Annotated in this window: 24 protein-coding genes; 7 read left to right on the forward strand and 17 right to left on the reverse strand. The window is 42.3% G+C overall.

Annotated elements, in window-relative coordinates; translation table 11 throughout:
- Window positions 1–31: 31 nt before the first annotated feature.
- From L6773_RS07430 to L6773_RS07480, 11 genes are all read right to left on the reverse strand, one after another.
- Window positions 32–832, reverse strand: a complete 801-nt coding sequence (locus L6773_RS07430) for a phosphatidate cytidylyltransferase (protein ID WP_237853236.1) — start codon at window positions 830–832, stop codon at window positions 32–34.
- Complete coding sequence (locus tag L6773_RS07435) at window positions 829–1110, reverse strand: hypothetical protein (protein ID WP_237853237.1); 282 nt, start codon at window positions 1108–1110, stop codon at window positions 829–831. The genes L6773_RS07430 and L6773_RS07435 overlap by 4 nt, the downstream gene beginning before the upstream one ends.
- An 11-nt stretch (window positions 1111–1121) precedes the next feature.
- Window positions 1122–2057, reverse strand: a complete 936-nt coding sequence (locus L6773_RS07440; RefSeq protein WP_237853238.1) for a type II CAAX endopeptidase family protein — start codon at window positions 2055–2057, stop codon at window positions 1122–1124.
- A 9-nt stretch (window positions 2058–2066) separates the two neighbouring features.
- A complete protein-coding gene (locus L6773_RS07445) occupies window positions 2067–2645 on the reverse strand; it encodes a DUF4199 domain-containing protein (protein ID WP_237853239.1) in 579 nt (192 codons plus the stop codon).
- The gene (locus L6773_RS07450; RefSeq protein ID WP_237853240.1) at window positions 2608–3093 is read right to left on the reverse strand and encodes a DUF2085 domain-containing protein; all 486 of its coding nucleotides are present in this window, start codon (window positions 3091–3093) and stop codon (window positions 2608–2610) included. The genes L6773_RS07445 and L6773_RS07450 overlap by 38 nt, the downstream gene beginning before the upstream one ends.
- Before the next feature lie 6 nt (window positions 3094–3099).
- Window positions 3100–3534 (reverse strand): acyl-CoA thioesterase, encoded by a 435-nt coding sequence (locus L6773_RS07455; RefSeq protein WP_237853241.1) that lies wholly within the window; start codon window positions 3532–3534, stop codon window positions 3100–3102.
- Between the two features lie 9 nt (window positions 3535–3543).
- Entirely contained in the window at window positions 3544–4506 is a 963-nt protein-coding gene (locus L6773_RS07460; RefSeq protein ID WP_237853242.1) for an acetyl-CoA carboxylase carboxyltransferase subunit alpha, read from the reverse strand.
- 163 nt (window positions 4507–4669) lie between these two features.
- The gene (gene gldC / locus L6773_RS07465; RefSeq protein WP_237853243.1) at window positions 4670–5005 is read right to left on the reverse strand and encodes a gliding motility protein GldC; all 336 of its coding nucleotides are present in this window, start codon (window positions 5003–5005) and stop codon (window positions 4670–4672) included.
- Window positions 4998–6017: an RluA family pseudouridine synthase gene (locus L6773_RS07470; protein ID WP_237853244.1), complete on the reverse strand. Its 1020-nt coding sequence runs from the start codon at window positions 6015–6017 to the stop codon at window positions 4998–5000. Before L6773_RS07470 ends, gldC begins: the two co-directional genes overlap by 8 nt.
- A 395-nt stretch (window positions 6018–6412) precedes the next feature.
- Window positions 6413–7624: a S1C family serine protease gene (locus L6773_RS07475; RefSeq protein ID WP_237853245.1), complete on the reverse strand. Its 1212-nt coding sequence runs from the start codon at window positions 7622–7624 to the stop codon at window positions 6413–6415.
- Entirely contained in the window at window positions 7602–8594 is a 993-nt protein-coding gene (locus tag L6773_RS07480; protein ID WP_237853246.1) for a DHH family phosphoesterase, read from the reverse strand. The genes L6773_RS07475 and L6773_RS07480 overlap by 23 nt, the downstream gene beginning before the upstream one ends.
- A gap of 202 nt (window positions 8595–8796) precedes the next feature.
- Here L6773_RS07480 and L6773_RS07485 point away from each other — a divergent pair, with 202 nt between their 5' ends.
- Both L6773_RS07485 and L6773_RS07490 read left to right on the forward strand, forming a co-directional pair.
- Window positions 8797–9411, forward strand: a complete 615-nt coding sequence (locus L6773_RS07485) for a thiamine diphosphokinase (protein WP_237853247.1) — start codon at window positions 8797–8799, stop codon at window positions 9409–9411.
- Window positions 9412–9422: 11 nt separating this feature from the next.
- Window positions 9423–10823 carry a sodium:solute symporter family protein gene (locus tag L6773_RS07490; protein ID WP_237853248.1) on the forward strand — a complete coding sequence of 467 codons (1401 nt, stop codon included), beginning with the start codon at window positions 9423–9425 and terminating at the stop codon, window positions 10821–10823.
- Window positions 10824–10980: 157 nt separating this feature from the next.
- Here L6773_RS07490 and L6773_RS07495 read toward each other — a convergent pair whose 3' ends face one another.
- The 4 genes from L6773_RS07495 to L6773_RS07510 form a co-directional block, all read right to left on the reverse strand.
- Window positions 10981–11265, reverse strand: a complete 285-nt coding sequence (locus tag L6773_RS07495; RefSeq protein ID WP_237853249.1) for a hypothetical protein — start codon at window positions 11263–11265, stop codon at window positions 10981–10983.
- A 9-nt stretch (window positions 11266–11274) separates the two neighbouring features.
- Window positions 11275–11688, reverse strand: a complete 414-nt coding sequence (gene tsaE / locus L6773_RS07500) for a tRNA (adenosine(37)-N6)-threonylcarbamoyltransferase complex ATPase subunit type 1 TsaE (protein ID WP_237853250.1) — start codon at window positions 11686–11688, stop codon at window positions 11275–11277.
- A gap of 4 nt (window positions 11689–11692) precedes the next feature.
- Window positions 11693–13240: a T9SS response regulator signal transducer PorX gene (gene porX, locus L6773_RS07505; protein ID WP_237853251.1), complete on the reverse strand. Its 1548-nt coding sequence runs from the start codon at window positions 13238–13240 to the stop codon at window positions 11693–11695.
- Between the two features lie 90 nt (window positions 13241–13330).
- Complete coding sequence (locus L6773_RS07510; protein WP_237853252.1) at window positions 13331–13858, reverse strand: ComEA family DNA-binding protein; 528 nt, start codon at window positions 13856–13858, stop codon at window positions 13331–13333.
- A 128-nt stretch (window positions 13859–13986) separates the two neighbouring features.
- Between L6773_RS07510 and L6773_RS07515 the strand changes: the two genes are divergently transcribed.
- Complete coding sequence (locus L6773_RS07515) at window positions 13987–14790, forward strand: alpha/beta fold hydrolase (protein WP_237853253.1); 804 nt, start codon at window positions 13987–13989, stop codon at window positions 14788–14790.
- Here the strand turns inward: L6773_RS07515 and L6773_RS07520 are convergent, their stop codons facing one another.
- Entirely contained in the window at window positions 14791–14961 is a 171-nt protein-coding gene (locus L6773_RS07520; RefSeq protein WP_237853254.1) for a YegP family protein, read from the reverse strand.
- 162 nt (window positions 14962–15123) lie between these two features.
- On the opposite strand from L6773_RS07520, the gene L6773_RS07525 reads away from it, so the two are divergent.
- The 4 genes from L6773_RS07525 to L6773_RS07540 all read left to right on the forward strand — a co-directional run bounded on the left by L6773_RS07525 (window position 15124) and on the right by L6773_RS07540 (window position 18579).
- Complete coding sequence (locus tag L6773_RS07525) at window positions 15124–15861, forward strand: NYN domain-containing protein (protein ID WP_237853255.1); 738 nt, start codon at window positions 15124–15126, stop codon at window positions 15859–15861.
- A 484-nt stretch (window positions 15862–16345) separates the two neighbouring features.
- Window positions 16346–17740 (forward strand): S8 family serine peptidase, encoded by a 1395-nt coding sequence (locus L6773_RS07530; RefSeq protein WP_237853256.1) that lies wholly within the window; start codon window positions 16346–16348, stop codon window positions 17738–17740.
- A 69-nt stretch (window positions 17741–17809) separates the two neighbouring features.
- Complete coding sequence (locus L6773_RS07535) at window positions 17810–18046, forward strand: hypothetical protein (RefSeq protein ID WP_237853257.1); 237 nt, start codon at window positions 17810–17812, stop codon at window positions 18044–18046.
- Window positions 18047–18162: 116 nt separating this feature from the next.
- Window positions 18163–18579, forward strand: coding sequence for a TonB-dependent receptor (locus L6773_RS07540; protein ID WP_237853258.1), 417 nt, complete (start codon window positions 18163–18165; stop codon window positions 18577–18579).
- A 178-nt stretch (window positions 18580–18757) separates the two neighbouring features.
- Here L6773_RS07540 and L6773_RS07545 read toward each other — a convergent pair whose 3' ends face one another.
- Window positions 18758–19789: a hypothetical protein gene (locus tag L6773_RS07545; protein WP_237853259.1), complete on the reverse strand. Its 1032-nt coding sequence runs from the start codon at window positions 19787–19789 to the stop codon at window positions 18758–18760.
- Window positions 19790–19880 lie beyond the last annotated feature (91 nt).

Genomic DNA, 19880 nt, shown 5'->3' on the forward strand with positions numbered 1-19880 from the left:
TTTCTTCCAAATCAATCCATTCAACAAATATCTAAATCAACAAATAAAAGAGGAAATAGATAACAGGTGCGGTGAGAATCATCGAATCAAAACGATCAAAAAACCCTCCATGGCCAGGTATAATCTTTGAAGAATCTTTGATATTTGCCTGCCGTTTCAAACGACTTTCAGCTAAATCCCCCAATGGTCCCAAAACCCCTACTGCAATCACAGCAGGAATTACCACCCAAAGAGCCAGCGGGAAAGATCCGGCAATTCCATAAGCAATGAAGAATCCTACAGCAGATCCTAAAAACCCGAACCAAAAACCTTCTAAAGTTTTATTTGGGCTGATATTTGGAGCCAGCGGTGTTTTGCCCCATGTTTTGCCTCCAAAATACGCAAACACATCATTCCCCCATATCATCAGAAAGAACGAGAGGATCAACCAGAAACCATCCTGTCCAATCCCCATTTCGCGGACATTTACAATCATCAAAAAACCTGCCGGTGCATAAATACCGGTAAACAGGGTGGTAAATAATTTTCTCTGAAATTCTCCCCATTCAACAAAAAAAGCAGCAACTGACAAGAGCAAAACAACCAATGTAATTACAACCAAACTCCAATCGGGCAGATCCCCAAAAAACCAAACAAGCACTGCAATTACCAATGATAGGATAAACAGATCGCTGTCGTTTGTTTTCTTGAAAATTCGGTGTATTTCCCAGGTAGTAAGGAGAGCGATAGCTGCAAATAAAATTTCAAAAGCCAGTCCTCCCACCCATGTTATGTACAGCATGACCGCCGCAGCCGGAACAGCAAAGAGAACTCTTTTGGTTAGTTCCTTCAATCCGCCTCGTTTTCATTCCAGTCGAAATCGTCTTCCTGCTCGTTCAGGTCAGCCAACGCTTTTCTTGCTTTCTTTTCAAACTCTTTAGGCACATAAAGATATACCATCGACATTTCACCAAAATTCAGGCTGTAGGATGAGTCCCTTTTCGAAAGGATATTGGATGGTATTTTCAGGTTTGAAAGATAGTTTTTGGCAAGCTCCACTTCATACTCCGTACCTCTCTCCAGTACGCAAACCCAATTATTGATTTTATTCGGTTCCGATCCTCTTAACATGAACTACCGTCCTATTTCAGCTGCTTCGATTTGTTAATCATCCAATAAACGATTGAAAACGTAAAAATAATACTTCCCACAAGTACCCAAACAGGCGGCAGAGTTTCGGCTGTCATCTCCTGGAAAAGAAGTTCCGGGTATTGCGATCCGACTAAAACCGCTGCACCATTGTTAATAAAATGGGCAACTACGGCCGGCCAAATCGTACCGCTCAGCCAAGTCATCAGTGCAAGTACAACTCCAAGTGTTGCAAGTGGCAAAATATTCCCAAGCTGGATGTGAAACATTCCAAATATTAAACCCGAAATTATGACGGCAAGAATAGGGCCCCAGCTTTTTTCAAAGGCTCGTAAAATATATCCCCGGAACAGGATCTCTTCACAAATGGCCGGAACGAGCGCAATATTCAGCAATCCAAACCATATGATACCATCTGTGCTCAGAAAATCTTCGATCATTTCGTACTGTGAAACCTGTAAATCACTAAACATCTCCGGCAGAGGAATTAACGAATTCAGGTATCCGAGATAGATAATTACGGGTTGAATGACGACGATAAGCAATCCACCCATCAACAAATATTTTATAACCTGGTTATTCCACTTGATTCTCAGAAAGGATCGTTTGCTTTCACTCCCAATATTAAAACGGACAACTATAAACGTAGCGAGACCGAGAAATAGGATTTGTCCGATTGAGTTTCCAATGAAGAGCAAATCGATATTCTCGGTTACTGAGGCCATAGTATTAGCCGGGTCAATCTCCCCGCTGGTGACCATAATCAAACCGACAAAAACTATTCCCGCCACTACCTGGAACAGGATTAACACTACGACCAACCAAATCAGAGCGATAACCCAATGGGCAAAACCGTTCTTTTCAGCCCAGGAACGAACGACAGTGGGGGTAAATGAGTATTCTTCAGATGGTTCAGAAGTTTGGTTCATACGTGATATTTAAAATGTCTCTTCTTTCTTTTCAGCAAAGACTTTTACCCCTATAAGGCCGGTAACCAAGTTAATAAGGCCGGTAATGGGAACTCCCCAAAAAATTTGCTGCCAGATGGACTGCCCTCCTGCCATTGAATCGGCAACAGCATCAATCATCTGCTGTTTGTTTGCCTCCGGCATCTCCATCGCTTCGATATTGGCGATGGCAGCATCCATCATTTTCGTTGTATAGTCGGGATCGAAAATAAGAATCCATAGTTCACTCAATACTACACTAAACAAAACAATTACGGCGCCGGTGAGAAAACCGATAAGTGCTCCCTGTCCCAGGGTCATATAGGGTGTAACTTCCCTGGTAAAATGCCAAACGGCAAGCAAGCCCGCAAGAGCCGATACCAGGCAGATTACAACTCCGCTAAACATCATAGGTGACATGAATGAACCTGAGGGCTCTGAATTGATCTGCTGATAGCCAAAAAACAGTCCAATTACAAAGCTTACCAAGGCGAAAATTACGCCGACAATTCCTACAGATGGTAAATAGTCACTAAATGAGAGTGCTTGTGTATTTTCTTCCTCGTTCATGATTAACCCTTATTTTTTTAGTTTGAAAGAAATCTGATAAAAAAATGGCGACTGCTGCCCCCAACAGTAAACCCAATACGACTCTTGAGGCATTATTGTTTTCCCATAAAATATGGTTGCCCATATAATCGATGATTTGAAGCATCACTGCAAGCAAAAGAAACCAGTTTGTCCAAAGTTTTTTCAGGCTAAAACGAATGATTATGGGGATAGCCAGCCAGCCCATCCAAAGCCCTGAAAAAATTCCGAAGCAGCGACTGTTTACAGCCATCGGAGTTCCATTCACAGTCAATGATCGCAGGGGGTCTTGATGGCAAACATTTTCGAATAACTTTCCGGTCCAATGACCGATACTTTGTTCTGCCCCCCACAGCCCCCCGCCAAGTGATAAAACCAACATAATTGTCAGGCCACCCAAAAGCAGCCAATAACTCATTGCATTCTTCATAGGCCATCACGACTGTTGATCTATCAAATCGTTAAAATAATCGGGTGCCCTGCAAGGCCTTCGATTTTCCGTATCCGTAAAGCAAAGCGTTACCTGACCCAAAACGTGCGGTTTTTCCAACCTGGAGGTTAATACACGGTAAAATGTATCCAGTCGTACCATCGGTTTTTCAAAAACAGAAACCTCTATGGTCATCAACTCATCGTAATGAATTGGGGCTTTGTATTCCAACTGCGCATAGACAACCGGAAGCATAAAACCATCCTCTTCCAGGCGGGAATAAGGTATCCCAAGCGAACGAATCATCTCGGTCCGTGCCACTTCAAAATATTCGAGATACCGGCCGTAATAAACGTATCCCATCTGATCTGTCTCACCATAGCGGCTTCGCAGTTCGTAATTGAAACGTATAATCGGTTTGGTTTCTGGAAACCGGATCATGATCTGAAATCAGGAATTTTGATCGGCTTCAAGCCAGACTCCCATGACCGAATATTTTTCAATGCGGTGATCGATCAGTTCGGCAGGTTTCATCTTATTGAGCCTTTTGAGGCTTTTCAGAATCTGCTCTTTTACAGCCTGTGCCGATTTTTCAAAATCACGGTGAGCACCACCAAGAGGCTCTTTTATCACGCCATCAATAATTTTCATCTCAAGAAGATCTTTGGCCGTGAGTTTCAAGGCGGATGCTGCCTGTTCTTTGTATTCCCAGGTTTTCCACAAAATAGAGGAACAGGACTCAGGTGAAATTACCGAGTACCAGGTATTTTCCATCATGTAAATTTCATTTCCTACACCAATACCAATGGCCCCACCGCTTGCACCTTCGCCAATTACAATAGAAATGATGGGAACTTCCAGTACAGACATCAATTTCAAATTTTTTGCAATCGCTTCTGCCTGGCCTCTTTCTTCTGCTTCAAGTCCGGGATAGGCTCCGGGAGTATCTAACAGAGTCACAACCGGAATGCCAAACTTTTCAGCAGTTTTCATCAAACGGTAAGCTTTCCTGTACCCTTCGGGATTGGCCATACCAAAATTTCGATATTGCCGCTGTTTTGTATCTCTTCCTTTCTGATGGCCGATAATCATTACTGATTGCCCGTCAATGGTTGCCAATCCGCCAACCATCGCTTTATCATCCGCATGATAACGGTCTCCGTGAAGTTCGATGAACTCGTCGGTCATCAAATCAATGTAATCGAGTGTATAGGGGCGCTCCGGATGGCGGGCCAGCTGAACCCGCTGCCACCGGGTAAGGTTTGAAAATATTGATTCTCGCAGCTGATCGGCCTTCTTACGAAGCCTGTTGATCTCCGGTGTCAAGACTTCATCGCCCACGGAGAGTTCATTCAGCTCATCAATTTTTTTCTCCAGTTCCGCGATAGGTTGTTCAAAATCGAGATACTGCATTCAGATTCCTAATTTCTGATTTCTGGTTTTGGTTTTGGTTTCTGAAAATTTTTTGATCATCTCACAATTTTAACTAGTCCAATATAAAACAATTCTCAAAGGATATTTTGTCGATTACATACCAATCACCTTAAACATTAAGTTTTAGACTTGTAACCAAATATTATTCAGCGATCTCCATTTTTTCGGCAAAATAGGCACAAAAATCTCTCATGTCGCCGCTGATTCGTGAATCGTTCGTGGAATTTTCAAGCGTATCTGCCATCGTTACAAGTGTTTGGTGAAAAAAAATCTTCATCTCATCCACGGTCATATCCTTGGTCCACAGATCAAGCCGCAGGGTATCTTTATTCCGGTGATCCCATAACGAGAGCAGCATGGCACGGCAAACTGCTTCATCATATCCCTGCAGGTCGGTAGCCGACCATTTGATATCCTCCGGAACATTATTCTCATCAAGTAATACTTCGATATTTATTTTTTTTGATTTCTCAGACATAGTTTGAAGTGGGTTTACAATTTTGCCGCAGTTTTTCTAACACTTTTTGAAAATCTGCAGGGAGTGGAGAATTAAATTCTACAAATTCGCCGGTGGCGGGGTGATTAAACCCAAGCGTTTTTGCATGCAGAGCTTGCCGCTCCAGGGTGGCAAACATATTTTGGAACATTTTCTTTCTGGAACCGGTATTCGGACCATAACGAACGGAATCACCCCCGTAGGTTGGATCACCAAAAACGTAATAGCCGGCATGCTGCATATGCACGCGAATTTGATGCGTCCGCCCTGTTTCAAGTTGTATTTCAAGCAGGGCCAGGTGGTCGAAACTTTCCAGCTTTTTGAAGTGCGTGACAGCTGATTTGCCACCCTCCTCTAATACCGTCATTATTTTTCGGTCCCTTGGCGAGCGGCCTATATTTCCTTCGATGGTTCCTTCATCCGGCGGATTTCCCCAAACAATAGCCCAGTATTTTCTCTCGGGTTTTTTCTTCGCAAATTGTTTTGACAATTTTTTATGAGTCTCATCCTCTTTTGCCACTACAAGAAGTCCACTCGTATCTTTATCCAATCGATGAACAATTCCCGGCCGAACGGTATCCTTCTCCGTCAGGGATAAATTTTCATTTGTGTAGTGCAACAACCCGTTTACAAGCGTACCTGTCCAGTTTCCATAGGCGGGATGTACTACCATATCGGCCGTTTTATTCACCAACAGTAAGTACTCATCTTCATACACAATATTCAGATCCATCTTCTCAGGCTTGGCTTCCTGTGGAGGTGGTTTAGGAAGTGAAATCTCAATTTTATCCCCCGGCTGCATGATATATGATGATTTCTCATGACTCCCGTTTACCAGTACGTACCCATTCTTGATCGCTTTTTGGACCTTTGTTCGGCTGGCATTTTGGATAAAGGAGGTGATGTACTTGTCGAGCCGAATATCAGAGTGCTGACCTTCGGGGACTTCCAGTAAGTACTCTGTTTTTTGGGAATGTTCTTTTTCTATGAGCATAACGGCAAAAATAACAAAATTTTAACTACCGGATGAAGAACCCTTCATTATTGTGAGGATATCTCTAACCTCGACACCTACGAATGCAACCATATTTGATATTTTAGCACCCATTGGAGACTAAACGGGCTTAAAAAGGAGATGTTTGCAATGACAGGGTTTGCTTGAATAATTACACCGAGGTCCTATTTAAAAAAAATTTAAATTTTTCTGTAAGGTTTTGTGAAAATCCGGTTCATACAAGTGACTATTGATTAAGAAGGAGGCTATAACCCCCTTCAATCAATTGAAGGACAAAAGAGATCAAGAGCTGTAAAAGCCGTGGAATGGTATTGAATCCGTTTTCGCGGCTTTTCTTTTTTTTGAATAACAAGAATCTTCGCCTGGCAAAAAAGCTATTCAGCAGTCACTTTCTGGCGCAGAGCCATTTCAGTTTGATAAAGTTCTCCATCTCTTAATAGTTCAATATACATATGGTCGCCCTCCTCGTATTCCCGAAGAAGTGCCATTGCATGCATTTTACTCGAAACGCGCTCCTCACCAATCCGAACGATGATATCTCCGGGCATGATGCCACACTCATAAGCCGGGCCATTACGGTTCACGCTGGTTACAAGAAGTCCGCTTACGTATGGCAATCGATAGCGGTATACGAGCTGTTCCGTCATTGATGTAAACTCCATACCGGGATCGTAATCTAAAACTACACTGCCGCTTGTTAACAGTTGAGAAATTATTTTTTCAACCCGATTGCTTGGAATGGCAAAGCCAAGGCCTACAAAACCCGAACTGGTCCCGCCGGTATAGATAAACGTATTGATACCTATCACTTCACCGTTGCTGTTCAATAAAGGCCCACCGGAGTTCCCGCGATTGATCGCTGCATCTGTCTGAATCATATCGATGTAGGTACGCGGGTTGTTTGGGTCGGGGCGAAAATCGCGATTGATGGCACTGACCACTCCAACCGTAACGGTTGGCTTTCCGTCATTAAACAACCCGAAAGGATTCCCAAGAGCGATGGACCATTCGCCAACAATGATTTCATCAGAATCACTAAATTCAAGAAACGGGAATACATGGTCCGACTGAATGCGAAGAAGGGCGATGTCCGTCAGCTCGTCGCTCCCTATCAACTCGGCATCGTAAGATTCTCCGTCGGTTGTAGAGATGGTGATATCATTGGGATTTCTTCCCACCACGTGCTGGTTTGTTACTACCAGTCCATCTTCACTAATTAAAAAACCCGACCCCATACTGCTGTGTTCTCTCGGCGGCTCGCCAAAAAAGAAACGGAAAAATTCCTCCTGTGCAGATTGGTAATTACGGGAAGAGGTCACCGCAATACTAACAATTGCAGGATTTGCTTTTTCAACAGCATTCGTTATGGCATTCGATCGGCTTTCTGTAACTGATTCTAAATTTTCTGATGAATCATTATCAGGTTCATCAATAATCTCTTCCGGCGGGTTCCCTTCCAGGTAAGCAGCTGAGAAGGGCTGTTCTTCTGAATTGCCGGCGTTTTCTGCTGTTTCTTCCGGGTTTGAACATCCCAGGAATAGGAACAGATTTACAATCAAGCCACTATAAAACAGTAGTCGTTTCAATATCTTTTAGCTGTTTAGCTCCAATTTTAACAATTTCTTCAATGGCTTTTTCCCGCGGCCCTTCGTGCCAGGCACCTGCTGCTTTTTTGTGGCCACCGCCACCCAGCTCTTTTGCCCATACATTAACGTCCACATTACTTCTTGAACGAAGGCTGATTCGTATCCCATCGTCATGAAAATCTTTGACAAGAATAGCGGCTTTAATATTTGCTACGCTCAAAGGATATTTTACAAAGCCCTCACAATCGGCATTTGAAGTACCGGTTTCTTCCAGCATCTCTTTTGTAACGCTCATCACTGCAATTTGATTATCTTCAAAAAGCTGAATGGTGTCTAACGCCATACTCAGAAGTTTCATCTGCGGAAGTGTTTTATTTGAGTAGATCACTTCAATGACTTCATTTGGCCGAAAATCTCCTCTCGCAAGTAGATCTGAAACAATTGCCACCGTTCGCGGAGTTACACTTTCGAACTGAAGTGAACCGGTATCCGTAATAATCCCCGTATACAACGCTTTCGCTGAAGCCTCATCCAGTTGGCTAAGACTGTGCTCCTCATACAGTCCATAAATGAGTTCACAGGTTGAGGAGGCATCATCTACAGATATTGTAATATCAAACTCGTCGGAGGGGTTGGGATGGTGATCAATCATAAAAATGGGAAGAGATTTATCTTCCAACCATTCAGATATTTCTCCAAAGCGGTGGAGTGCATTGCCATCTACCATGACAAAAAGGTCACATTCGGCAAGTTTTTCCTCTGTTGGGGTTTCAATATCCACCGCTTTCATTAACCACTGCATGTTTAGAGGAATTTCATCCTCGTTAAATGCCGTTACCTGAAAGTCATTTTTCTGCAGCCATAAACTGATCGCAACTTGCGCACCAATACAATCCCCATCAGGTCGCACATGCGAAAATACCCCAATATGATTGTAGTCCTTAATTTTTTTGATAAACTCAGAAAACATAACTTCTCAAACCTAAATCTTAATCATTATTTTTTTGATGGTGCAATGCATTTTTATTGTTATTGTAGCATCCATCAAGCACCTGCAATAAACACCTGAAATCAAATTTTTTCAGAACGTTCAAAAATGATGGTTCTTGACTTAGATAGCAAACATTTTTACTTGATGGATTCATAACGCTCAATCATCTAATATCATTTACATGAAAGCAGTAATTATCTGTGACGGCGACATTCCTGAAAAAGCAAAGATAGAACGTGCCCTGTCTGACGCTGACATTTTTATAGCCGCTGACGGAGGTGTGCTGAGAGCAAGAGAACTGGGATTTCAGCCGGATATTATCATTGGCGATCTGGACAGCTATTCAATTACCGGTCAAGAAAAGGCAGATGTGATAAAGGATGAGGACCAGGAAACCAACGACCTGGAGAAAGCACTGTCATTTGCTTTAAAGAAATCTGCGAATTCAGCCATTGTGTTTGGTGCTACCGGGAAACGGCTCGATCATACATTGAAGAACCTGTCTGTACTACTACAGTTCGATTCCAGGTTTGATTCCATCACTTTTTTGGATGATTATGCTGAATTGTCCGTGATCCACTCTCCCTTTAAGGAGTCATTCGAAATCGGAACAATTATCTCACTGTTTCCACTCTCGGGTAAAGTAGAGGGTATCTCCACAGACGGTTTAAAATATCCCTTGAATAATGAGGCGCTTGAAAATGGTGTCCGCGATGGAAGTTCCAATGAAGCAGTAGAGGAAACAGTCGAAATTAAATTTAAAAAGGGAGACCTTCTTCTCCTTACACATCACTAAAAACTGGTTCTGTGTCTTCAGATTTTGCTCTTTTTGATTGGTTCCATGTAGCACTCTATTTCATTTTTTTAATCTGGCTAAGCTGGAAAAAAGGATGGGGTGAAGATGAATCTGAAGAACAGTTTTTGTTAAGTGGACGAAAAGTAACACTCCCTGCTTTTATTGCTACTCTTGTCTCCACATGGTATGGCGGGATTTTGGGAGTTGGTGAGTGGAGCTATCAATTTGGCATTTCACAATGGCTGATTTTGGGTTTTCCATTTTACATATTCTCAGCCATTTTCGCAGTTTTCCTGGCCGGTAAAATTCGTTTGAACAAAGCTCTGACTATTCCGGAAGCCGTAGCCAATCAATACAGTGAACGTGCGGGACGAATTAGCGCTCTGCCCATTTTCATCCTGGTGAGCCCGGCCCCCTACATTTTAATGCTCGGTTTGATTTTCCAGTTTCTGATTGGTGGGGATGCTCCCTTTTTGTTCTATGCTTCACTGGTTGCACTGTTTTCAGTACTTTATATCACCATTGGCGGATTCGGAGCCGTTCTTCGGACAGATATGCTGCAAGTTGTATTGATGTTCAGCGGTTTTATCCTTCTATTGGCGTTTGCCATCTCAGAATTTGGCGGATTCGGGACACTGTTTGAAACATTACCAGCCGGCCACCTTGATATTACAGGTGGACATTCGCTTCAATATATTCTTGTATGGTTTTTTATTGCGCTGTGGACATTCGTAGATCCCAGTTTTCATCAGCGTGCAGCGGCTGCGGAATCTCCCGAGACAGCAAAAAAAGGAATTTTCTGGTCAATAGCGTTTTGGGTCGCCTTCGATTTCCTCACCTGTTTTGCCGGCATGTATGCATTTGCCATTTTAGGGGAAGGACTCGATCAGCCCGTTTTGGCCTATCCACTTTTAGCAGATCAAATTTTACCCGTTGGCTTGAAAGGGATTTTCTTTCTCTCTCTGCTGGCAACCATTATGTCTACGTTGGATAGTTACCTTTTTATCTCCGGCCAAACACTCGGCAGGGATTATCTTGTGAAATATTTCCCCAATGTTCGGCCGAACCTGTTAACCCGAATCGGAATTTTGGTTTCAGCACTCATCGGCATTATCCTGATTATTATCTATCCGAGTGTAATTGATCTATGGTATGTCATCGGTTCGGTATTTATCCCCGGATTGTTGATCCCTGTCTTGGGAATCTACCTCAAACCATTCCGGTTTCCAGCCAGAATTGTTTATGCCTCCATTATCGGATGCACATTGGTTTCACTAATCTGGCTTATTCTCGGAACTATCTTTCCAAATGCTCAAGGCGGATACGCTTTTTATGACCTTGAACCATTCTATCCCGGTCTCTTTTTAGCAATTCTTTTATGGATTTATGGGCGATTTAGGATGAGTGAATAATTGTGTTCCAGAGAACGAAGTTCGGTATGCAATCTGTCAGCACCTACCGGATCTGACTGCGTTGGATCGGAACTAAAACACGTTGTTGACAGAAACCCGAAAAACATGGGAATGCTGTCAGGTCTCCCTGGCTACTCACAACCCACAACAAAAGGGGCTATGTCGATTTGAGCAAGTGTCCCAAATTCAACTTATGGATGGGAATGATATACTTATTAGAAAAGACATCTTTCTGGATTCCGAGCAACCCGGTCCCGCGAAAATCAACGACACAGAAATTTCCTTCTGCACTCACAACCTCGCCAATACCGTAATACTCCGGAGACGGGCCATAATACACCAAGTCACCCAACTGCACAACATTCGTCGCTCGCCTGTGATATGGATAGATCACGGGAAGCAGATCCAATCGGTAAGAGAGTCGCCGGTTTCGTGTTGCCATTTTTAACGTTTATTGAAAACTAATTTCGCGTTTTTTCTTTCCAGTGATGCTAAAGGTAACATGCTTTGCGCTTGGTGGCAATAAATCTGTAATTCGATCCGGCCACTCGATAACGCAAACGCCGTCACCATACAAATATTCTTCCGCCCCAATTTCGAGAGCTTCCTGCACATGTTCAAGTCGATAACAATCAAAATGGTAAACGGGGAGTTCACCTTCATATTCATTGATGATCGTAAAAGTCGGAGAGGAAACAATATCTGAGGAAAGTCCCAGTCCCTGTACAAACCCTTTCACAAATTGCGTTTTACCGGCTCCGAGATTTCCATCCAGGCAAATTACATCTCCGGGTTTTACCGTTTTTGCGAACTCTTTGGCGATCTTTATCGTCTCGTCCGGACTACTGCTTTGCACCGTTTTCATCCTGTCATTCGCGGGGTTTCATCGTTACAACGGGAAGAATCATTTCTTCCATCGAGGCACCTCCATGCTGGAAGGTATCCCGATAGCGGTTCTGAAATTTGTTGTAATTATTCGGGTACACAAAGAAATAATCCTCTTTTGCAATGATATAAGAATTTGCAGGTGGTTCTACCGGTAATTGATATGCATGGGGCTTATCGATATAAATTGCAGCACTTTCCTGTGCTCGTAAATTGCGGCCAAATTTGTAGCGAAGATTGGTGGCGGCATCCCGGTCCCCAAAAACTTTTGTATCTCTCATGGAGCGTACTGACCCATGATCTGTTGAAACCACAACCGTTACATCCTGTTTGGAAAGTTCTTTAAACATCCTCAGAAGTGAGGAGTGCTGGAACCAGGTTTCTGTAAGCGACCGGAAAGCAGAAACGTCCGGGGCGAGTTGCTTTAAAACTTCCGAATCTGACCGGCTGTGGACCAGCGTGTCCACAAAATTGTAAATGATAGTTGAAAACTGTGCCTGGGTATAGTTCGAAATTTTGTCTGCAATTTTATTTCCATCTTCGGGATTGATAATTTTTTCGTACTTAACCTGTTCAGGTAACCCATTCCTGTTCAAGTACCGCTGCAGCAGTATCTCTTCATTTCGGTTAAGTGATGTTTCATCTTTTCCCATCTCCCAAAGGTCCGGGTATCGTCTTTGAATTTCTAAGGGATATAAACCTGAAAAAATTGCATTCCTTGAAAAGGGTGTTGCAGTGGGAAGTATTGAATAATAGAAATCGGTCTGTATGGTATAATAATCATTCAACAACCCCTGGAACAACAACCATTGATCGTATCGCATACAGTCAATCAAAAAGAATACAACAGTTTTATTCTCCTTCAGCAGCGGAAATACTTTCCACTCTAACAGATCGGGGCTCAACACAGGGTGATCACTATCCTGCGCTTTCAGCCACCCGCGATACTCCAGTTTGATAAATTTTCCGAACGCCTGGTTGGCCTGCTGAAATTGATCCTGCAAAACTTGTTGCAAACCCTCATCGCTCGATTCGAGGTTTAACTCCCAATGTGTAAGTTTTTTATAAATATCAATCCACTCCTGCCAGCTTGTATCTTCACTGAATTTGGCCGACAGTTCATTAAAATTTTTCAGGTAGCTTTGAGCAGCTTTCTCATTTTGAATTCTTCGTTTATCCAGAATCCGTTTTATGGTAAGCAGAATCTGGTTTGGATTGACCGGTTTGATCAGGTAATCTGAGATTTTATTTCCAATTGCATCCTCCATAATGGATTCTTCTTCACTCTTGGTGATCATCACGACGGGTAGCGAAGGCTGTATTTCCTGGATCTTTTCAAGAGTGGCGAGACCGTCCATTCCAGGCATCTGTTCATCAAGAAAAACGATATCAAACGGACGGGATTTAATCAAAGAAACAGCGTCCCCGCCATTTGTCACCGGCGTAACTTCAAACCCTTTGTTCCGGAGGAAAATGATGTGAGATTTTAATTGATCGATCTCATCATCAGCCCATAATATTTTATTCGACATCTAATCCCTGATTACTTCTTTACTTTGATTAAAAAATAGTGAAACAGGGTCGGTATAAAAATTAAGTTCCGTGTCATTTTAATTCTTTTTTCACCTCAGAGTGATTAACGGTTTGATACGAGCTAATCTTTTATCACCAATACCCTTTATTTCCAACAACTGATCCTTGGTGGTGTACGGACCGTTCTCTTCTCTCCAGTTGATAATTCGCTCTGAATATGCTGGGCCAACTCCCGGAAGTTCCTGGAGAAGCTCTTTATTTGCAGTATTAATATTTATGACTTTATCAGCTTCAGGCCGCCTCTCCTCGCTATCAGTTGTATCAGGTAATTTCGGTTTCGTACTATTGTCTGCACTTAAAGAGTTCGATACGGGTACGTCGCGCTCTGGCATATACCTTGCCAGGATTACCTGTTCTTCCTGTTTTATCTGTTCACTTTTCTCCTTGAAAACTTTTTCAAGTTCAGCATATTTCTCTTCGCTATAATTAGCATTCGGCTCGTTAAATGTGACTATCCCACTTAGAATCACCATTAAAATAAAAAGTATGGAAATCGCTATTCTTTCACTTCTCTTTATCTCGAGTTTTTCGATTAAGAAAAATAGTCTTCTCTTCATAAGTACTCCGCTTTTAGAAACCTATAATTGTATTTATAGTACCAAACAACGCTTTCTGATTATCCAAACCCATACAGGTTCTTTATATTTATGAACCCGATTTTTTAAATCCCTTACAAGATTTGTATATGAACCCAAACTTTTTTGAGACTAAAAAAGGTAAACTGGCCTGGTATTCAACCGGAACCGGAAAACCATTGCTGCATTTGCATGGCTGGGGGAGCGACTCTAAGGTAATGATGCCAATGGCAAAACAACTCCAGGATGTCCGAAAAAGTTATCTTGTGGACTTCCCCGGGTTTGGAAATTCACCTGAACCGACATCAGCCTGGGGTATTGATGATTTTGCTGATATCATTGAATCTTTTGTTGATGAGAAGTTTCAGGAAACCTCATTTGATTTGATTGTCCACTCTTTTGGAGCACGGATAGCAATCAAACTGTTGACTCGCCCAAGGGTCTCATCAAAAATAGATAAGGTAGTTTTTACAGGCGCTGCCGGTTTGAAACCTAAGCGGAGCATCTCGTTTTATCTGAAAAAATACACCGCAAAAACATTGAAACTGCCCTTTAATTTGCTCCCGACAAATCTACGTGAGAAAGGACTTAAGAATCTCCGGGAAACGGCTCTGTGGAAAAGCCTGGGTTCATCAGACTATCAAAGACTCTCGGGAGTGATTAGAGAAACATTTGTTGCTTGTGTAAATGACCACCTGGACCATCTAGTCCCGCAAATAAACCATGAGGTTTTACTGATTTGGGGCACGAGTGATGTTGCTACCCCATTAGAGCAGGGTAAACGATTTAACACTTTGCTTCAGGAAAGTGCACTCATCGAGATCGAAGGAGGCGGACACTACGCTTTTCTTGACAAACCTAAACAGTTCGCCTCAATACTACGTGCATATTTTAAACCTGGTGAGAAAAGCTAATTATACCTTCAATTTATAGCTGGTACAAGGACCTTCTTCTTTTCCGTTTTTTTCACAATCTTCTCGTTTTTCAAAGCCTTCCGTGGCATGAGCGAGAATGTCGCCTTTTTTGTTGGTTCTCCGCCATCTCCATTCTCCTTTCATGTCCTGGTAAATTTCACACTTCGGCATACTATATTGATTTGATTAAAAACTTATATATATCTAAAAGGACTTCATTTTTTTAGCCAGAATCAACAATTTATTATTCATAAGCTGTGAAACCGATGAAAAAGGTTATCTTGTGATCAGAGCTAACTAATAAAATAAACCAAGAAAGAATCAAATCATTCCATGGATACAGGGACAACGCAAAAACTTGCCATACTTATTGATGCTGATAATGCTCAACCCTCCATCACAGAAAATTTACTCGCAGAAGTAGCCAAATATGGAACAGCTAATGTTAAACGAATCTACGGCGACTGGACTCAACCCCAGTTAAGAGGATGGAAAGAAATTTTGCTTGAGCACTCCATTCAACCAATACAGCAATTTGGTTATACACGCGGCAAAAATGCAACGGACAGCGCATTGATTATTGATGCGATGGATCTTTTATACACAGATAAGTTTGATGGTTTCTGCCTCGTCTCCAGTGACAGTGATTTTACCAAACTTGCTGCCCGCATTCGGGAAGCCGGGCTTGTTGTATACGGGTTTGGAGAACAAAAAACACCCGATCCATTCGTAGCTGCCTGCGATAAATTTATTTACACCGAGGTTCTGGCTGAGGAAGATGATGACAAAGATCAAAGAAAGAAACGGCCTACCAAAGATTTAAAACAGGATACCAAGCTTGTTAATCTCGTAAGAAATGCCATTGAAGCTTCATCGGATGAAAGCGGTTGGGCACATCTTGCACCGGTGGGCAGCTACATCGCAAAACAGTCTCCCGGTTTCGATCCCAGGAATTATGGGTACAGGAAACTCGGCGAGTTGATTGATGCCATAGGCCTTTTTGAAATGGAAGAGAGAAAGGTGGGAGACGGTCATTCCAAAGTGATTTATGTGAAAGATAAGCGGAAGTGACGTGGATCTTTATAGTAGATCTTCGACTTTACTCGAATAGGAATTGGCTAAAATTTACTAACCCACCAGGCATTCATTCACTGAAATTGATTGGCCTGCTATGCTTTGAACAAGCCTCCCTCCAATTTTATTCTAAAGCTATATACTGGACAATATCAGGAAACAGAGCTAATTACAACAGATTACCTACGTCTCTCTGATTTTTTTTCAAAAAATTTTGTAAGGTTTTCCGGTTTTTCGGTTCATACAACCAAAAGGTTAAAGTTTTATAACACTTTGGTTTGATTTTATACAGATCAAATTGCTAATTAAGGGTAAGCTATTCATTGTATCATCAAAAGCTTATTCCCTAATCTACTTTGGCTTTCCACAAGGGTATAACTACAAAGAACTTTAGGATAACTATAATGTGATTATGGTTATTTGGAGGGCGGTATCCGAAAAGCCGAAAGAGTAGGAGATAACATAACAGGAGAAATCAACGATGAATCAGAAGAAAAAGAAGAGATACCTGGTTACATATGCCGATCAGGACATTGACTCGTCTAAAGCAAGCAGTATTCTTGGTGTTGCAAAAAGCAAAACCAAAGAGGGAGTCTCATTCATGGAGGCCGATGCCACACCGAAAGGAGATGATGTTTTGCATTTTTCAAAACTTGGAATAAGCTCCATTGAATTGGATGACGAAGAACAATCTAAATTGGCTAAAAAGAAAGAGGTGTTAGCCATTGAAGAGGATATCGAGGTTCACATTCTTGAACTCACGGAAGAGGAGAAGCAGATGGAGCGATTCAGCAGTTCCCTTAACGATGCCGGTTACGATACGAACGGGTCCTACGAAGAGGGTTACCAAAATGCGATGATGGACCTGTTTTCAACGATGCTGCAAATGGGATCCAGATCACAATCTTCAGTGGAAGGTGGACCTAATCCAACATTCCCATTTCCTCGAAAACCCATTCCAAGAAAACCTTTACCATTTCCCTGGAAACCACCCGTGTTACGAAAGCAACCGGTCCCGTGGAATATCAGCATGATCAATGCACCGGCAGCCTGGAATCGAGGTTTTAAAGGTAACGGAGTGAAGGTTGCCGTTCTTGATACGGGAATTGCAAATCATAATGACCTTTCCATCTCCGGAGGTGTATCTTTTGTGAATGGCGTATCCAGTTATGATGACGGTCACAGCCACGGAACCCACTGTGCCGGTATCATCGGTGCTAGAAATAACTTCATCGGTGTTGTTGGAGTCGCGCCTTTATGCGACCTCTATGCCGTTAAGGTTCTCTCCGATTCAGGAAGTGGATACTCTTCTTGGGTAATCGCAGGAATGGACTGGTGTATTCAAAATGACATAAACGTTGCCAGCATGAGCCTTGGGAGCAAATCAAGCCCAAGTGTAGCCTATGCAAATGCTGTTCGCCGCTGCCAGGAAGCAGGGGTAACCGTTGTTACGTCTGCCGGAAACTCCGGGAATGATCATTCTTTCCCCTGGGTTGGTTCGCCGGGCAATGCTTACCAGTTATCAAACTCCAAAGCCAGTCCGATTGCTGTGGGCGCCGTAAATCAAAGCAGTACGATTGCCAGTTTCTCATCACGTGATGGAAATCATGACGAGTGGAATCGTGTAACTGTTGTGGCACCCGGCGTTGATGTCAATTCCACTGTGCTGAATAATGGATATGATGAAAAAACGGGAACCAGCATGGCTTGCCCACATGTAGCCGGCCTTGCTGCACTTCTTTACGAGAAGTTTCCCGGAATCAGCCCTATTAACGTAGAGCGCAGAATTACTGCTTCCTCTACTGACCTTGGCGGTCCCGGATTCGATGAGCCACACGGTTATGGCTTGATTAACTGTGACCTGGCTACAGCGTAGCTTTAAACATAAATCAGTAAGGTACCCGTTCTACAGGGTACCTTACATTCTTAAATATAAACTGCTGATATGAAAAATATTCAAACTGAACTGGAAAATGCTATTCGTAACCACCCTGAAAAATCATACCGGGTACTTATAGTTACGAAGGATGGAAGTGATGTGAGCAAACTAAACCTTGAGGATGCAAAAAAATTGATGGACAACATCCTTTCGGCTGAATTAAAAGGCTCAAAAATTTTATCGATTGCAAAAAATAGTATCGTTGAATCGATTGAGCTTGATAGCGAGATGACCACTACATAACCTAGAGATCCATCGCAAAATATTAAATTCGGTAAAGATTACATCTACTTCTTGCGAATAGATCAACACAGTATTACTATTCATACATACATATATGATTCTTAAACGATGATGTAATGAAATACATAATCACATCTCTTTTATTTGCAGGAATGCTTTTCATTACCGGCTGTGCAAGTACAGGATCATCTTCTTCCGGCAACTCTCCACAGGCCGGAACTGAAATTATGGTCGACAACCCAAATCTTGGCCTCGACATCTACTTGCGCCGGTTGAGTGGTGTAAGAGTACAGGGATCGGGTCGTGCGGCAACGATCTCCATTCGTGGCTCATCATCTACTTTTTTGGAGTCTGATACTCGTCCACTTTTTGTGATTGACGGTGTACGAGCCGGCAGAAGTTTTTCAAATATCTATACGATGCTGAACATGCAAAATGTGAGTGCGGTCCGTGTCCTTAAATTATCGAGAGCAAACCTCTTGTATGGTTATGAAGGAAGAAATGGAGTGATTGAGATCATGACAAGAAGTTAAGAAGCAAGGCACTCTATCCGCCTAACCGTTTGAACTCGAATTTTGTACAAACACTTCTTTTCTTGTTTTACGGTCGTTGAACCTCTCCTCTTTCACAAATGGCATGATGTAGATGCTTCACCCAAACCAATTCTTCCCCGTTTTACTACATATTACTTATTGATAACGCGCTTACCTTTTAAATGACCTTCAAACCTTTGAGATCAAATTTATTTTTTTCAGCCCATTTAATCAGCTTTGGTTCATTTATTATTTTCTCAAGAATAATCTCACTTTTAGCCGCTGTCTTTAAATCATTAATCATCTCCTGGTTATCTACATCTTCCAGGTTTGTACCACAAATAGCTTTGTTGAATTCATACATATAGAAGCCTTTCCTGTTATTTTTGTCCCTGATTTTTATAGCCTCTTTTAGTTCCTCATAAGCTCGCTTCCACTCTTTATCTTTCTTGTCTTTTAGACAGTAGGCAAGTTGCGCATGATTTCTGTGGTACTCCTCTCCGGCTTCATTTTCAATTAAAGCCTCAAATATTGGAACCAAACGTTTTAATACTTCCGGATTTTCCGCTTTTTCCTTCCTTGTTGAACGTGCCTCTTTAAAAATTTCAAACCTTGCAGTTTTTGATGCCTTTATTATTGCATCCTTCATCTCCTGTTCATTACCTACTTCTTCATTCTCATCCAGGTGTAGGTTTACTAATTCCAGGGCTTTCGTGTCCACTTCCTGCATCTTATTCACTTTTTCCTTGGCCTCTTGCGCATTTTGCATCGCTTCATCAGCTCTTTTAGCAATATTTGAAAGAGCCTTGTCTACAAGACTTCGTCCGCCATAACCGCCGACCAGTGCTAATGCCATCAGCCTGATGATATCCATAACCGACCCTGTACTTAGAATTGAGCTTCCATTTTCAGCGTTGTTGAGTTCGGTGGGTACAACCAGAAATACTACAAGTGCCCCGGCTATTCCAAAAGCACAATCTGCCACCCAGCCCAATTTAATTTGATACTGATTATCAGGGTCCCGGTGAAGCAGTTCAAGACCACTATCTCTCGCTGTATAGAGTAACCCCCCAAAGGCTCCGGAGGAGAGAATAATTAAAAAGATGGATGCATTTTCAGACCACGGCACTCCGGCCCTGACATAGAAACCCAAGAAGTAGCCAATCACAAGAGTAAACAGTACACTCAGCGATACTATAATTTTATTCATTGATCCCCCTCCTAATCCCGATTTAATATTAAGTATGTGAAATGCTTATATGATGTAAACAACTGAATAATATTAAGATAGCATTTCCGGG

Source organism: Rhodohalobacter sulfatireducens (assembly GCF_022012475.1).
GTDB lineage: Bacteria > Bacteroidota > Rhodothermia > Balneolales > Balneolaceae > Rhodohalobacter > Rhodohalobacter sulfatireducens.